This is a genomic window from Sandaracinaceae bacterium (assembly GCA_020633055.1).
GTDB lineage: Bacteria > Myxococcota_A > Polyangia > Polyangiales > Houyiibacteriaceae > JADJJE01.
Window position 1 is genome coordinate 411586 of record JACKEJ010000008.1, and the last position, 15548, is coordinate 427133.

13 protein-coding genes are annotated in these 15548 nt (G+C 69.4%); 10 read left to right on the forward strand and 3 right to left on the reverse strand.

Annotated elements, in window-relative coordinates; genetic code table 11:
* Nucleotides 1–65: 65 nt before the first annotated feature.
* The 4 genes from H6726_18545 (at nt 66) to ychF (ending at nt 5782) form a co-directional block, all read left to right on the forward strand.
* Nucleotides 66–1619, forward strand: a complete 1554-nt coding sequence (locus H6726_18545; GenBank protein ID MCB9659653.1) for a PEGA domain-containing protein — start codon at nt 66–68, stop codon at nt 1617–1619.
* Nucleotides 1619–3154 (forward strand): FG-GAP repeat protein, encoded by a 1536-nt coding sequence (locus tag H6726_18550; protein ID MCB9659654.1) that lies wholly within the window; start codon nt 1619–1621, stop codon nt 3152–3154. Before H6726_18545 ends, H6726_18550 begins: the two co-directional genes overlap by 1 nt.
* Nucleotides 3151–4584, forward strand: coding sequence for a sigma-54-dependent Fis family transcriptional regulator (locus tag H6726_18555; protein ID MCB9659655.1), 1434 nt, complete (start codon nt 3151–3153; stop codon nt 4582–4584). Before H6726_18550 ends, H6726_18555 begins: the two co-directional genes overlap by 4 nt.
* A 91-nt stretch (nt 4585–4675) precedes the next feature.
* Nucleotides 4676–5782 (forward strand): redox-regulated ATPase YchF, encoded by a 1107-nt coding sequence (ychF, locus tag H6726_18560; protein MCB9659656.1) that lies wholly within the window; start codon nt 4676–4678, stop codon nt 5780–5782.
* A 10-nt stretch (nt 5783–5792) separates the two neighbouring features.
* Here the strand turns inward: ychF and H6726_18565 are convergent, their stop codons facing one another.
* On the reverse strand, nt 5793–6473 hold the full coding sequence (locus tag H6726_18565; protein ID MCB9659657.1) for an AgmX/PglI C-terminal domain-containing protein: 681 nt from the start codon (nt 6471–6473) through the stop codon (nt 5793–5795).
* A gap of 63 nt (nt 6474–6536) precedes the next feature.
* Between H6726_18565 and H6726_18570 the strand changes: the two genes are divergently transcribed.
* From H6726_18570 to H6726_18580, 3 genes are read left to right on the forward strand one after another with little or no spacing between them, the layout of a single operon-like run.
* Nucleotides 6537–7703, forward strand: a complete 1167-nt coding sequence (locus tag H6726_18570; protein ID MCB9659658.1) for an acyl-CoA dehydrogenase family protein — start codon at nt 6537–6539, stop codon at nt 7701–7703.
* Nucleotides 7704–7750: 47 nt separating this feature from the next.
* Nucleotides 7751–9193 (forward strand): choice-of-anchor L domain-containing protein, encoded by a 1443-nt coding sequence (locus H6726_18575; protein MCB9659659.1) that lies wholly within the window; start codon nt 7751–7753, stop codon nt 9191–9193.
* 60 nt (nt 9194–9253) lie between these two features.
* Nucleotides 9254–9781: a hypothetical protein gene (locus tag H6726_18580; GenBank protein MCB9659660.1), complete on the forward strand. Its 528-nt coding sequence runs from the start codon at nt 9254–9256 to the stop codon at nt 9779–9781.
* A 10-nt stretch (nt 9782–9791) separates the two neighbouring features.
* Here H6726_18580 and H6726_18585 read toward each other — a convergent pair whose 3' ends face one another.
* The gene (locus H6726_18585) at nt 9792–11348 is read right to left on the reverse strand and encodes a SpoVR family protein (GenBank protein ID MCB9659661.1); all 1557 of its coding nucleotides are present in this window, start codon (nt 11346–11348) and stop codon (nt 9792–9794) included.
* A 4-nt stretch (nt 11349–11352) separates the two neighbouring features.
* Nucleotides 11353–12462 (reverse strand): DUF444 family protein, encoded by a 1110-nt coding sequence (locus H6726_18590; protein ID MCB9659662.1) that lies wholly within the window; start codon nt 12460–12462, stop codon nt 11353–11355.
* A gap of 180 nt (nt 12463–12642) precedes the next feature.
* Here H6726_18590 and H6726_18595 point away from each other — a divergent pair, with 180 nt between their 5' ends.
* The 3 genes from H6726_18595 to H6726_18605 all read left to right on the forward strand — a co-directional run bounded on the left by H6726_18595 (nt 12643) and on the right by H6726_18605 (nt 15547).
* Nucleotides 12643–13839 (forward strand): DUF2279 domain-containing protein, encoded by a 1197-nt coding sequence (locus tag H6726_18595; protein ID MCB9659663.1) that lies wholly within the window; start codon nt 12643–12645, stop codon nt 13837–13839.
* Between the two features lie 350 nt (nt 13840–14189).
* Entirely contained in the window at nt 14190–15197 is a 1008-nt protein-coding gene (locus H6726_18600; protein ID MCB9659664.1) for a KpsF/GutQ family sugar-phosphate isomerase, read from the forward strand.
* A gap of 5 nt (nt 15198–15202) precedes the next feature.
* Entirely contained in the window at nt 15203–15547 is a 345-nt protein-coding gene (locus H6726_18605; protein MCB9659665.1) for a hypothetical protein, read from the forward strand.
* Nucleotide 15548: the final 1 nt, after the last annotated feature.

Below are 15548 nucleotides of genomic sequence, written 5' to 3' on the forward strand. Positions count from 1 at the left end.
TGGTAGGCTGCGCGCACGGCTGGGTCTCTTGCGCATCGCGCGGCCCTCCCACTTACGGAGAGTAGATGAAGAACAAGTCTGCATGTCGTAGCCGCGTCGCGCTTCTTCTCGGCCTGGGGGTGCTGCTGACGAGCGTCGCGCCGACCGCGTTGGCCCAAGACAGCGCGCGCGCTTCGCTGTTGTCCGCCCGCAGCCACATGGAGGCCGGGCAGGAGCACTACGCCGCGGCGCGCTACGAGGAGGCAGCTCGCGAGTTCATGCTGGCCTACGATGCGCGGCCGTTCTCGGCGTTCCTGTACAACGCCGCCGTAGCCCTCGAGCGCTTCGGCACCCCGGTGCCGGCGGCCGACATGTTCCAGCGCTACCTGGACGCCGAGCCCGGCGCGTCCGACGCCGACGAGGTGCGCGCCAAGATCGAGCGCCTGCGCGCCGAGGCGGCGGCAGCTGCGGCCACGGCGAACCCGCTCAATCCGGACGGAACCCAGAACCCAGACGGAACCCAGAACCCAGACGGAACCCAGAACCCAGACGGAACCCAGAACCCAGACGGAACCCAGAACCCAGGGCCCGCGGTGGTCCACGTCACCCCACCCACGACCCCGCCCGAGGACATCAAGTCCTTGCTCAGCATCCAGACCGAGCCCGAGGGCGCCGTCGTCAGTGTCTACAGCGGCAGCACGCGCGTCGCGAGCTCGCCGTCTCCCTTCGACCACTCGCTGGACGAAGGCAACTACCGGGTCACCATCGAGCACCCGGACTACCGCACGGTGGAGCAGAACGTCCACATCGGTCAGGGCCGCGTCTACGTGGTCATCGTGGAGATGAGCCAGGGGCAGTTCCTCGGCTATCTGCGTGTGGTCACCGACCCGCCGGACGCTGACGTGTTCGTGGACAACCCCGAGGAAGGTGCCGTGGGGCGCACACCGTATGGCAACGTCATCCCCACGGGCACGCACACCGTGTGGGTGGAGCGCCCCGGCTACGAGCGCATCGAGCGGCAGATCGAGGTCGGCCTCGGCGAGGACGTACGGGTGGACCTCGAGCTGGAGCGCGTGAGTTTTGGGCGCGTACGCATCCTCGCGAACATCGCGGGCGCGACGGTTCGAGTGGACGGTGACCGTGTCGGTCAGGTGCCGTACGAGGGCGACATCGAGGCCGGCGAGCACCGCATCACCGTCTCCGCCGAGGGCATGAAGGACTGGTCGCAGACCGTGACCATCACACAAGGGCAGATCATCCCGATCCAGGTGCGCCTGCGTCCCGCGATGAACCGCGGCGGCGCCTGGGCCACCGCCACCATCGGCGTCCTCATGATCGGCGGCGGCGTGGCCCTCGGCGTGTTGTCCAACAACCTCGAGACCGACCTGCGAGCCGCGCGAGACGCCGGCACCCTGACCGACGACGACCCCCGCCTGCTGCGCGGGCGCATCTACCGCATCGGCGCCGACTCCGCGTTCGGCCTGGGGGCGCTGCTCGGGCTGCTGTCCATCTGGTACTTCCTCCGCGACCCGCTGCCCGACTCGGAGGCCAACGTCTTCGAACCACGGGACTGGACCGTGGTCCCAACCTTCAACCTCGCTGACCGCTCCGGCGGCGCGCAGCTTCAGGTGAGCTTCTGATGAACGCCCCACGCATCTTCGGTCGTCCCACCCAGCGCCCCACCCCTTCCCTCGTTCGCCGCATGGTCGCCCCGGCCCTCGGGGCCGCCAGCCTGGTCGGGGCGACGGTCGCAGGCTGCAACCCCGCCACGTTCGTGGACCTGGCGGATGACGCCCCTGTCGTCGCTCTGGGGCGGCCAGACGGTTTCCGACGCACCGGATACGGCACCACGGTGGCGTCCATCGAGGGCCCGCTGGGCAACGGCGCGCTGGCGACACGTCTGGCTGTCGGGGGCGGCCCCGACACGGGCACGTGGATCTACGACGTGTGGAACGCGGACGACGTGGGGACCTTCCGCATCTCGAACACCGCCTGCGAGACTCCCGCCGACGACTGCGTCACGGGCACCGGGTCGGCCATCACAGGGTTCCCACAGTATGGCGGTGAAGGAGCGTGCCTGGCCATCGGCGAGGCCAGCGCCAACCAAGTCCGCATCAAGTGCGAGTCCAGCCCGGGGAACGCGGTCGCTCTGTCCGCTGGGGTAGGCGCCGCGCTCGAATTCGGGTTCGCGGTGGCCGGGGTCCCGGCCGGTGCAGCGACCGACGCACGCAGCGTCGTGCTGACGGGCGCTCCCGCAGCGGGCTCCGGGCGCGGCACGCTCTTCCGGATTCCCCCAACCGGAGCACCCAGCGAGCTGAACGAGATCGTCGACACCGCGGGCGTCGTGAGCGGCAGAGCGCGCCTGGGCGAGGCCATCGCGACCGCGTCGCTGCCCGACGCCGCCACCCGGAGCACGAGCTTCCCCACCGTCCCGCAGCTTGGCGTGGACACACCGTTCCTGGCCGCCGTGAGCGCGCCGGGAGACGACCGCGTGCTGATCGTGGTCGTCGGCGTCGACCCACTGAACGCCAACGACATCGACGCGCAGGTGCTGGCGTGCTTCGACGGCCCGGCAGGCTTCGGTCAGGCCCTCGTCGCAGGAGACGTCGATGGGGACGGCATGCCCGAGGTCTACATGGGTTTCGCGGAGACCACCACGGACCACCCGGGCACCGTGCACGTGTTCGACGTGGCCGACCTCACCACGCTGGAGGCCGGCTGCACCGACACCACCGACGTGGACGATCCCGCCCTCACGGTGATCGCGTGCCCCACACTGAACGGCGTGGACTGCGTTGGCAGCGCGTTCGGCTCGGCGCTCGCCCTGGGGGACGTGAACGCCGACGGAACGCTCGACCTGATCGCGGGCGCGCCGCGCACGACCGTCGAGGAGACGCTCGGCGCAGGCGGCGTGTTTGCGCTCGCGGGCTCGGCCACCGGTGTGGACGGCGCGATGGCCTCGTTCATGCGCATCTCGCATCCCGGCACGGACGACCGGCTGGGCGCGTCGGTCGCGACGCTGCGCACGCACTACGGCATCACGGGCGTCACCCCGCGTCATGAGGTGGCCGCGGGCGCCCCCGGGGCCAACACCGCCTTCATCTTCCTCTGCTCGGGGCTGGGCGACGACGCGTCTACCACCGGCGATCGGTGCCTCGAGCTCGCTACGGAGTGAAGGGGCGCAAACAGATCCTCGTCGCAGACGACGAGGTCAACCTACGGCGCGTCATCGCCGCGCAGCTGCAACGCGACGGGTTCGACGTGTTCACCGTCGGGGACGGCGAGGCGGCGCTCGAGGCCCTCGGGGAGCACCACATCGACGTGCTCATCACCGACCTGCGCATGCCCAAGCTGGACGGCATGCAGCTCTTGGCGCACGTCGCCACCGAGCACCCCGACCTGCCGGTGGTCATGATCACGGCGCACGGCACCGTGGACACCGCCGTCGAGGCGCTGAAGCTGGGCGCCTTCGACTACGTCACGAAGCCCTTCGACCAGACCGAGCTGCGCAGCGTGGTGGCCAAGGCGGCGCGCACCCGCGAGCTGAACCAGGTCTCCATGACGCCCACGCGCGGCGCCCCGGGGCGCTACCGCATCATCGGGCAGTCCCCGGAGATGAACGCGGTCTACGACATCATCGAGAAGGTCGCGGACACGCCCAGCACGGTGCTCATCACGGGCGAGAGCGGCACGGGCAAGGAGCTCATCGCGCGGGCCCTGCACGAGAACAGCGCGCGCGTGGACAAGCCCTACGTGCGCGTGAACTGCGCCGCCATCCCGCCCGACCTGATCGAGAGCGAGCTGTTCGGCTACGAGAAGGGCGCGTTCACGGGCGCGGTCACCAGCAAGCCGGGGCGCTTCGAGCTGGCCCACGAGGGCACGCTGTTCCTCGACGAGATCGGCGAGATCCCGGTCAGCATGCAGGTCAAGCTCCTGCGCGCGCTGCAAGAGCAGGAGTTCGAGCGCGTCGGCGGCATCAAGACCATCAGCGTGGACGTGCGGCTCATCGCCGCCACGAACCGCGACCTGAAGGGGGCCATCGCGGAGGGGGCCTTCCGCGAGGAGCTCTACTACCGCCTGAACGTGGTGCAGGTGGCGCTGCCACCCCTGCGCGAGCGACCGAGCGACATCCCGCTCCTGCTCGAGCACTTCGTGGCCAAGTTCAACAAGCGCCTGAAACGCGAGGTGCGTGCGTTCGCGCCCGAGGCCCTCGAGCGCCTACAGGCCTACGCCTGGCCGGGGAACATCCGCGAGCTGGAGAACGTGGTGGAGCGCTGCATGCTCTTCTGCGATGGCGACGAGGTGCGCGTACAGCACCTGCCGCCCGACGTGGTGGGCAGCGTCGCCGCGCCACGCCCTGCGGCCAAGACCACGGACTCGTCCCCCGGGACCGAGCTGGCGGTGGACGCGCTGCTGGCCACCAGCGACGAGGCGGGCCTGAAAGAGGCCGTGCGCGAGGCCACCGCCCGCGTGGAGCGCGAGCTGATCGTGCGGGCGCTCGAGAAGACGCAGGGCAACGTCACGCACACGGCGCGCCTGCTGCAGATCTCGCGCAAGAGCCTGCAGACCAAGATGAAGGAGCTGGGCCTGCGCGAAGAGGGCTGAGGCCTCCCTCGCACTGCACGCGTGCGTGTCGCACCCGGCGCGCAGCCGACTCGCGTTGCCCCCGTGACCGGCCCGCGCTAGTGCTGCGCCCGTGGCTCTCTCCGTAGGAATCGTCGGGCTGCCCAACGTCGGCAAGTCCACCCTGTTCAACGCGCTGTCCGAGAAGCAGCAGGCCGAGGCCGCGAACTATCCGTTCTGCACCATCGACCCGAACGTGGGCGTGGTGGACGTGCCCGACCCGCGCATGGAGACGCTGGTCAAGTACTTCAAGCCGCAGAAGATCATCCCCGCGACGGTCGAGTTCGTCGACATCGCGGGCCTGGTCAAGGGCGCCAGCAAGGGCGAGGGGCGCGGCAACGCGTTCCTCACGAACATCCGCGACTGCGACGCCATCGCGCACGTGGTGCGCTGCTTCGAGGACCCGAACGTGGTTCACGTGGACGGCCGCGTGAACCCCATCGGCGACGTCGAGACCATCGAGACCGAGCTCATCTTGAAGGACCTCGAGACCGTCACCAAGCGGCTCGAGAAGGCGCGCAAGGCCTCGAAGGGCAACGACGCGAACGAGAAGCGCATGGTCACCGTGTGCGAGGCGCTCGAGGCCGCGCTCGACAAGGGCGAGCCCGCCAACACCGTCACGTTCGACACGCCCGACGACCTGCGCGCCTGCAAGGAGCTGGGGCTCATCACGCGCAAGCCCATGTTCTTCGTGTGCAACGTGAAGGAAGAGCAGCTGAGCCAGATGGACAGCGACCCGCTGGTAGCCCAGGTGCGCAAGCTGGCCGACGCGCGCGGCGTGCCGCTGGTGGTGATCAGCGCGGCCATCGAGGCCGAGATCATGCAGCTCCCCGAGGAGGACCGCGCCGACTTCCTGGCCAGCCTCGAGCTGCCCGAGCCGGGCCTGCACACGCTCATCCGCACGGGCTACGCCATGTTGGACATGATCACGTACTTCACCTGCGGCGAGAAGGAAGTACGCGCCTGGACCATCAGCCGGGGCACCAAGGCTCCGGGCGCGGCCGGCAAGATCCACTCGGACTTCGAGCGCGGCTTCATCCGCGCCGAGGTCATGGCCTACGAGGCCGTGGAGGAATACAAGTCCGAGGCCGCCGTGAAGGCCGCCGGCAAGCTGCGGCTCGAGGGCAAGGAGTACGTCGTCGTGGACGGCGACGTGATGCACTTCCGCTTCAACGTGTGAGCCCGCCGCTTCAGCGCTGCTGGAGCGTGATGGGCACCTGCACCATCGTGAAGGACGACTGCGCCGGAAAGCGCAGCGTGCCGAGGGCCGTCGCGACGCAACGGTGGAGCGCGGCCTCGTTCAACGAAGACTCGACGGGCTCGATGCGGGTGGCGCGGCCCTCCAGCGAGATCACGAACCGTACCCGCAGCGTCCCGGCCAACGCGGGGTCGCGGGTGAGCGCCACGTCGAAGCAGCGGCGATAGGCGGGAAAGCGCGTTCGGACGACCCTCGACACGACCTCTCGCTCGAGCGCCCCTTGGGTGTCGATGCGGCCGAGGCGCACCACGGGGGGGAAGGCGTCGACGGTCCCGATCCGGCCGCCCTGCGAGTCGTCGAGCATCGGCATCTCTTCGACCGGGCCGTCTCCGGCCGGGCTCTCGGCGAGGTCCGCGTCTGCCTGTGCGCCGTCGCCTTCTTCACTCGTTGCGCTTGGCTCGTCGGGGCTCGCGCTCGGTTCGGCCTCGGCCTCGCTCGACGCTTCTGCGCTCGTGCTGTCCCCCTGGTCGGCCGTGGTCGACGCCTCGCCGCCCGCGGTGGACTCCGTGGCGGGGGCCTCGGTCGCCGAGACCTCGGACCCCTGGGCGCCGGAAGAACATGCGGCGAGGGCGAGCAGCAGGGCGACCAGACTCGTGCGGTGGTTGCGCGACATGCCGGAGAAGATACACCGAGGCTCCCCTGGCGCGCGCGGCGTATACCCCGTAGACCTGCCGCGATGGATTTCAACCTCAGCGAAGAGACGCGCCTTTTTCGAGACTCCTTTGTGCAGTGGGTGGAGCGCGAGCTGAAGCCCCTCGAGGAGAAGCACCGGATCACGCTGGACGAGGAGATCCCCGCGGACATCGTCAAGCGCGTGCGGCAGCAGTCGGCGGAGCTGGGCTTCTGGGGCCACCACATGCCCGAAGAGGTGGGCGGCGGCGGCATGAGCGAGGTCGACGGCATCGCGCTGCGCGAGGCCTGCGGCGCGACGGGCTCCGTGTTGGCGTCCTTGGCGCTGGCCGGCCCCGAGGGTCCGTCGCCCATGCACCTGGTGTTCAACGAGGCGCAGCGCGAGAAGTACCTGAAGCCCCTCATCAACGCCGAGACCACCTGCTGCTTCATGCTCAGCGAGCCCGGCGCCGGGTCCGACGCGCAGAACATCAGCACCAAGGCCGAGAAGCGCGGGGACAAGTGGGTGCTGAACGGGGTGAAGCACTTCATCTCGAACGGGCACAAGGCCGACTGGGGCGTGGTCTTCGCGCTGAACGACGCGGACAAGCGCGCGCGCGGCGGCATCAGCGCGTTCATCATCGAGCGCGACCAGTGGCAGGTGGGCCGCATTCACGGGGCCATGGCCGGCTTCGAGGGTCAGGCCGAGATCGTGCTCGAGGACGTCGAGGTGAGCCCCGAGAACGTGGTCGGTCGCGAGGGCTATGGCTTCGCCGAGGCCATGCGCTTCCTGGGCGCGGGTCGCCTGCACATCGCAGCCGGCGCCGTCGGTGTGGCGCAGTTCCTGCTGGACATGGGGGCTGACTACGCCGGGCAGCGGCAGTCGTTCGGCAAGCCCATCGGCGCCTACCAGGGCATCCAGTGGATGCTGGCGGACTCGGCCACCGAGATCTACGCGGCGCGCAACATGATCTACCACTGCGCGTGGCTCATCGATCAGGGCAAGGACGCCGCGAAGGAGATGAGCATGTGCAAGCTGTTCGCCACCGAGATGGTGAACCGCGTGTGCGACCGCGTGCTGCAGATCCACGGCGGCATGGGCTGGATGAAGGAGACCCGCACGGAGGGCTTCTACCGCTCACTGCGCGTGCTGCGCATCGTCGAGGGCACGAGCGAGATCCAGCGCATGATGATCGCGCGCGCCGTGCTCGGCGAGGTAGCCCGCCGCGGCTGAGCGCGGTCCAGTCTTGACCCCCGCGCGCGGCTCGGTACGGTGACGGGATGTGGCGCTCCAACTCCCGTGCGGGGTCTCTTCGGTGGGTGATGGCGGTCACGTGTGTGGTCGGCGCGTGCGTGAGCGGGTGCGGGGATGGCGCGTCGAGCGCTGCGGACGCAGGCACGGACGGAGGCACAGGGTCGGATGCGAGCACGCTGGATGGTGGCGCCCCTGACACGGGCGCGACCGACGCTGGCGCGACCGACACCGGCGCGACTGACACCGGAGCACAGGACGGCGGTGGCGCTCTGGATGCCGCGCACGACGCTGGAGAGCAGACGGACGCGGGCGCTGCCACCGACGCCGCGCCAGATGCCGAGAGCGACGTGGGCGTAGACGCCGGGACGAGTCTACTGGACCAAGACGGCGACGGATGGACGCCGGCGGATGGCGACTGCTGCGACGCGGTGGGCGCGTGCGCCGAGCCGGCCATGGTGAACCCCGGCGCATACGAGTTCCCTGGAAACGGGGTGGACGACGACTGCGACGCGAGCACGCTCGACAACGCCGCACCCACAACGTGCTCGACGGCCGCGCAGTTTGAGCCCATCGGGCCCCTCGACGTCATGCGCGCCATGGAGCTGTGCCAATACACCAGCGAGAGCCCGCCGCTCGCGCAGCGCCGCTGGGGTGTCGTGTCAGCGAGCCTCCACCTGGCCGATGGGTCGGGGGTGCCGACGGGCTCACAGGTGGGGGTCATGACCGCCTATGGACCCAACGTGACGCCACACGCCGGCGCGACGTTCGCGGCGCTGTCATCGGGCACCGCGCGCGCGCCGAGCGATCCGGGCTACGTGGCCCCCCAGAACGGCTCGCAGCCGGGGCAGGAGGGGAACTACGACGCGCAGACGATGGTCAGCGCTCCGGCCGCGTACCTGAGCGCCAACGGGGGAGCCCTACCGGCATCGACGTGCGCGCCCACTTGCGCGGGGCCGAGTTGCACACAGGCCTACGACAGCGTGGCCCTGACCGTGCGCATCCGCGTGCCCACCAACGCGCGTTCGTTCTCGTACCGGATGAAGTTCTACACGGCCGAGTTCCCCGAGTTTGCGTGCTCCACGTACGAGGACCGCTTCGTGACCCTGCTGAGCAGCGCAGCGGCGGGGCTCCCCACGGACGGCAACATCGCGATCGACAGCCAGCTCGCGCCCATGACGGTGAACAACGGCTTCGTGCAGGTGTGCTTCCCGCCGGTAGCGGCGCCGCCTGGGACCTGCCCCAGCGGCACGCTCGAGCTGGTCGGAACCGGCATGGGTGGCTGGGGCTCGACCCTGACGGACGGTGCGGGCACGGAGTGGCTGACGAACACCGCGCCCGTCGTCCCCGGGGAGACCATCACGCTCACCTTTGCCATCTGGGACGCGGGAGACCACAACGTCGACAGCATCGTGCTGCTGGACCGCTTCCGGTGGAGCGACCAGCCCGCCAGCGTGACGATGTCCAAGTGAGCCCGGGCGGGCCATGTCGAAAACTGGACACGTGCGCAGGGGTCGGGCGATACGCGCCCCATGCGCGCGCTCACACTGCACGGAATGCTCGGCCGGGTCCTGACGGTGGTCCTGTGGGGCCTGCTGCTGGCGCCGTTTGGCCTGCGCGGCTGCGCATCGAAGCCGGTGGACCCGCGCTTCGCCGAGCCCGAGGCCACCGTGCGCACGCTCTTCACCGTGTACGACGTGGCCGACCTCGAGGAGGCCGAGGTGCAGGCCCTGCTGCGCCAGCGGGTGCAGTTCCAGGTGCGCGACCGAGACGCCTACGAGGCATGCTTCGCCGACTGGCGCGACCCGCACGACGAAGGGCTCGCGGGCTTCGTGTTCGGGCGGCTCGCCGCGCTCAAGGGGCACCTGCGCTACGAGCCCTCCGCCGACGGCCGCAGCATGCGCGTGATCCCCATGCGCGAAGGCGAGGCCGGGCACCCCGTGGTGTTGCGGCGCACCGACGACGGCTGGAAGATCGCGCTCCGGGAGAGCGTGCCCGACGAGCTGCGTCAGCGGCTCTACCGGGTGTACGAGGAGGCCCGCCGGCGCGAGCGGGGCTGAGCGCGACGCGTCAGACCGCCTTGCCCAGCGCCCGCTGCGCGTATGCGCTCCCGTCCCAGCGCAGCGCGCTCGGCTTCTTCTCCACCACGGTGTGCAGCTCCACCGGCCGCTGCCACACGCGGTGGAGCGCCTTCAGCACCTCGCGCACCCACTCCAGCTTCAGGTCCACGCCGTGGTGGTCGTGGTGCAGCAGCAGCTCGCCGCGGTTCTCGTGGTTGCTGTCCAGCACGCTGATGATCGGGTTGCCCGCGTTGGTGAGCTGCCCCAGCAGCTGCGACTTCACCGCCTCGAACTCGCGCGTCTGCACCTCGTAGCGGTCGTTGCGCCGGTTCCAGCCGAAGGTGAAGAGCTGCTGGTCCGCGACGAAGTCCTCCGTGAGGAACTCGTCCACGAACGTCACGTCGTTGTAGAGCGAGCGCACCTCGAAGATCTTCTTCTGGCCGAGCCCCACGCGGCGGTCCCAGTGGCGCCGCTGGTCGTAGTCCTCGCACTCGTCCCACTCTTTGCCGAACTGGCCGCGGTCCCAGCGCGCGGCGATGTTGCGGTACAGCTCGATGCCCAGCTTGTAGGGGTTGATGTTGCCCTTGCTGGTGGCCAAGACGGACGCCGTGCGCTCCGCGTAGTCCACGATCTCGGTGCCGTCCGCCACGCGCTCGGTCATGAGCCGGCTGTGCCAGTAGGTGGCCCAGCCCTCGTTCATGATCTTGGTCTGCATCTGCGGCAGGAAGTAGTAGGCCTCGCGGCGCACCACGCTCAGCACGTCGCGCTCCCACGGCTGGAGCGGCGCGTGCCGCAGCAGGAAGCCCAGCACGTCGCGCTCCGGCGCCTCGGGCGTCTTGCGCTTCTGCTCGCGCTCGGCGGTGAGCTTGTCGCGCTGCGCCTGCACGAACTCCTCCGGGTTGATGAAGCCCGCCATGTAGTCGCGGTGCACTGGCAGCAGGTGCGGCTCCTGGCCCGCTTCCGTGGGGTCCTCGGCGCCGTCGATGCTGGACGCCACGCTGGGCGCCGGTGGGAGGAACGGCTGCTGGGGGTCGATCAGGTTCTCGAGGCTCAGGCACGCGTCGATGAACGTCTCCACCGTCTCCGTACCGAGGCGCCGCGTCCACTTGCGCACGATGGCCCCGTGGTTGGCGAGCGTGTCGACCCACTTGCGCACGTCGCCGCCGTCCTGCGGGTCGCGGCCCTGGTTGGTGACGGAGAACGCGAAGTTGTTCTTGAAGAAGTCGACGTGGCCATAGACGTGCGCCATCACGAGCTTCTGGTCGACCATCATGTTGCCCTCGAGCAGGTACGCGACCGCCGGGGTGTTGTTGATGACCATCTCGTAGATCTTGGAGAGCCCGTACTCGTGGCTCTTGCTCAGGCGCTCGTACTCCATCCCGAAGCGCCAGTGCGGATAGCGCGTGGGGAACCCACCGTAGGCCGCGATCTCGTTCATGCGGTCGTAGGGGAGCACCTCGAACAGCGTCGGGTAGAAGTCGAGCCCGAACGCCTCGGCGTGCTTGGCGATGCTCTGCTGGTGCTCGCGCAGCTCGCGCGGCAGCTCCGTCTGGAACACGTAGCTCATGCGCCTACTTGCCCTTCCCCAGGAAGTCGCGGATGGACTCGACGATGCGGTCGCGGTTGGCGATTTCGCTGACGATCACGCCTTCGTGCCCTACGAAGTGCTGGCGCAGGTCCTTGATGAACTGCCCCGAGCCGTAGGGGCTGTCGACCTGCCCGTAGCAGAACACGTTGCTGGCCGGGATGATGCGGTTGCGCAGGATGTCGACGCAGGTGAGCGTGTCCTCCGCGCTCCAGTTGTCCCCGTCCGAGAAGTGGAACGGGTAGATGTTCCACTCGGTGGTCGGGTAGTCGTGCTCGATCATGTTCGCGCACAGCTTGTAGGCGCTGGAGATCATGGTGCCGCCCGACTCACGCGTGCGGAAGAAGGTGTCGCGGTCCACCTCGCGCGCGGCGGCGTCGTGGATGATGAAGCGCGTCTCGATGCCCTTGTACTGGCGGCGCAGCCACGTATCGATCCAGAAGGACTCGATGCGCACGATCTCCTTCTGCTCGTCGCCCATGGAGCCGGACACGTCCATCATGTAGATGAGCACGGCGTTCGTGACGGGCTGGTCGTCGGTCTTCCACGAGCGGTAGCGCATGTCGTCACGCGTGGGGATGATGACGGGCCGCGCCGGGTCGTAGCTGCCGAGCGCGATCTGCCGGCGCAGCGCGCTGCGGAAGGTGCGTTTGAAGTGACGCAGCGAGTTGGGTCCCACGCGCCGGATGCCGACGTAGCGCTCCTTCTGATCGACGATGGCGCTCTTGCCCTTGGGCTTGATGTTGGGCAGCGAGAGCTCCTCGCCCAAGAGATCGGCCAGCTCCTCGAGCGACAGCTCCACCTCGATGGCGTGCTGCCCCGGGTCGCTGCCGGCCTTGTCGCGGCCGTCACCTTCGCCGGGCTCGCCGCCGATCGGGTCGCCCGCCTCGCCTTCTCCCTGGCCGACACCACCTTGCTGCTTGCCACCGAAGCGGAAGCGCGGGATGTCGATGTGGGGCACGGGGATGGAGACCACGTCCTTGCCCTGCTTGCCGAGCATCTCTCCCTTGGAGATGTACTGACGCAGGTTGTCGCGGATCTTTCCCCGCACGATCTTGCGAAACCGAGTGTGGTCCTGATCGATCTTGAGGGACACGCTTCAGCCTAACAGGCTCTCGACGCGAATGCGCACGTTCTGCTCACCGACCGGCGGATGCAGACGGGCGACGTGGATCGCGGCCCGCGCGCGCGCCGCACCACACGGTCACGCCGAAGCACGTCCACGGTGGACGGGAGCACGATTCCGGCCCAAGACCTCCCCATTGTCATGCTTCGCTTGTCCTTTGCCGCCCCACCTTTGCTGGGCCTGGCCTCGTGTCTGGCTCTCTCCCTCTCGACCCCGCTGTCCGCTGCCGCCCAAGCGGACCCGCCGGACGGTGGCGCAGACAGCGCGCTCCCAGCGACCGAGAGCCCCGACACGGCCACCCCCGAGGACGGCCGTCCCGAGACCGTGAGCCCCGACACCGCCGCCCCCGAAGAGGCGCGCCCCGAGAGAGCGCGCCCTTCCGCCCTGAGCCCTGCGGATGCCGCGCAGCTGAGCGATGAGCTCCCGAGCTCCGACGACGCCCCCCAGGGACGCGACGAACCCGAGTCGCGCCGCTCTCGCCGGTTACGCCTGAGCGCCGAGCACTTCGACGTGTCCGTACGCCAGCTGCGGCGAGGTCGCGCCATCGCGGCCACCTCCGTCGCCTTCCTGTACGCGGGCCTGTGGACGTACAACTACTTCGCGTGGTGGCACGGGACGCCCACGACGCCCTTCCAGACCGAGTGGGACGGGTACTTCGGCGTGGACACGTACGGCGGCGGGGCCGACAAGATGGGCCACATGTACATGAACCTGCTGCTGTCGCGGGCCACCACGGGCATCCTGCGCTACGGGCGCTTCGAGACCGTGCCGGCCAGCATCGCGGGGGCCACGCTGTCCTGGCTGTCCTACCTGCTGGTGGAGCTGCGCGACGGCGCGCACGAGTTCGAGTTCAGCTTCGGGGACCTCTTGGCCAACTCGCTGGGCGTGGGGCTGGGCCTGCTCTTCACGCACGTCCCCGAGGTGGACCGCTACGTCAGCCTGCGCATGATGTACTGGCCCTCGAAGGACTTCCGCCGCAACCCCTCGCTGAACTTCAACGAGGACTACAGCGGCCAGACGTTCCTCTTGGCGTTCCACCCCGCCGCGTTCGGCGACCGGGTTGGGTTCTTCCGCTACATCGACTTCGTGGTGGGCTTCAACGCCCGCAACTACCTGCCCACCCCGCCGCGAGACAGCGGCCGCCCCGAGCGCCAACACCTCTACTTCGGGTTCGCCCTGAACCTGCAAGAGGTGCTCAACCGCGGTCTCTTCAACCGCCCGCGCGCCGAGGACAACCGCGCGCAGGAAGCGGCCCGAGGGTTCTTCGCCGACTGGGCGGCCGAGCACATCCAGGTGCCGTTCACGGCCGTCCCGCTGATTCAGATGCAGCGCACGAACCACAACTGAGCGGGTGGTCAGTGTAGCGGCCGCCCACCCCTGACACAGATGTCACAGCGGCAGGGCCATCCGGGCCGGCTTGTCAGGGCTGAGCGTGTAACGAGCCGGACATGTGAGCGAGATTGCCGGGCATTTGGTGCCCACCCGATGCACGGATGGGCCTCTGGTCCGCGTCTGGCCCACTACGTGCATGGTGCGCGGGTGTCAGTCCCGTTACACGAGGTGAAATCTGTCACGCGTTTGACAGACACCTCCATGCCCCTACACTCCGGCCGCGTCACCCGGGAGGTGACCGAAAACGAGCCCCACTGAGGGTCTGGCTCGCTCCACTTTCGGCCACCCTGACCGACGTCATTGCCATGCAACTCCACCTCGTACGCGAGCACGAAGCCACCGCACGCAGCCACAGCGAGCTCTCCCCCGCGCTCGACCCGCTCATCGCGGAGGCCCGTGACACGTTCGAGCAGCAGGCCGCCGCCGTAGCCGCGCTCGCGCGTCGCGTGGACCGTTCGTTCGGACTGGCTTCGCACCTGCTGCACGCCACCGAGGGCCACGTCGTCGTGTGTGGCATCGGCAAGAGCGGCCTGATCGGCCAGAAGCTCGCCGCGACGTTCGCGTCCACGGGCACCCCGTCCTTCTTCGTCCACGCGGCGGAGGCCTTCCACGGCGACCTCGGGATGATCACCGAGCGCGACACGGTGCTGCTCATCTCCTACAGCGGGGAGACCGAGGAGATCATCCGCCTGCTTCCGCACCTGCAGGCGCGCGGCATCCCCACCATCGGGCTGGTCGGGGCGCTGGGCTCCACACTGGCCAAGGGCGTGGACATCGCGCTCGACGTCTCCGTACGCGGCGAGGTCTGCCCCAACAACCTGGCGCCCACCAACTCCACGCTGGCGGCGCTGGCCATGGGTGACGCGCTCGCGGTGTCGCTCATGCGTCTGCGTGACTTCCGACCGCAGGACTTCGCCCAGCTTCACCCGGGTGGGGCGCTCGGTCGCCGGCTCCGCACGCGCGTGCGAGACGCCATGCGTTCCGAAGACCTCCCGTTCCTGCCGCCCACGGCGACGCTGGGGCAGTGCCTGCTCGCGGCGGCCCGCGGTCGTCTCGGGATGGTGATCGTGGTCGAAGCCGGCCAGCTCGTGGGCGTGGTGTGCGACGCCGCGCTGCACCTCGCCATGGAGCGACACGACGCCAACCTCAGCGTCCCGGTCTCCGAGATCATGCGCCTGGACCCCCCCACCGTGACGCCCTCCACGCTGCTGGCCGAGGCCGAGCGCGTGATGGCCGAAGAGCGGCACGCCTACCTCGTGGTGGTCGAGGGTGGCCGCGGAGTTGTCGGGGTGCTGGACCGCGTGCGAGACTAGGCCGCGTGAAACGGGTCCTTGCACTCGCCACGCAGGTCTTGACCTGCGGGCTGCCCTGGCTCGCCGTCGGATGTGCGAGCGCCCCCCCTGCCGCCGCGTTCTCGCCCGAGCTGGCGCCTTCTGCCGTAGAACCCGCGAGTTTGGCCGAGCGCGAGCTGCTGCGGCGTGCTCCCGAGCTTCCGTCGGGAGAGTCAGTGGACGTTTCGGGGCTGCACGTCGTCGCGGCCGCGCCCTACGCGGCGGCGAGCGGACGCATGTGCCGGGAGCTCGAGGTGGACCAGCGGCCTCGTCTGGCCTGCGCCACCGAGGGCGGCTGGGTGTTCGTGCCCGTGCTGATCGAAGGGCCCTGAC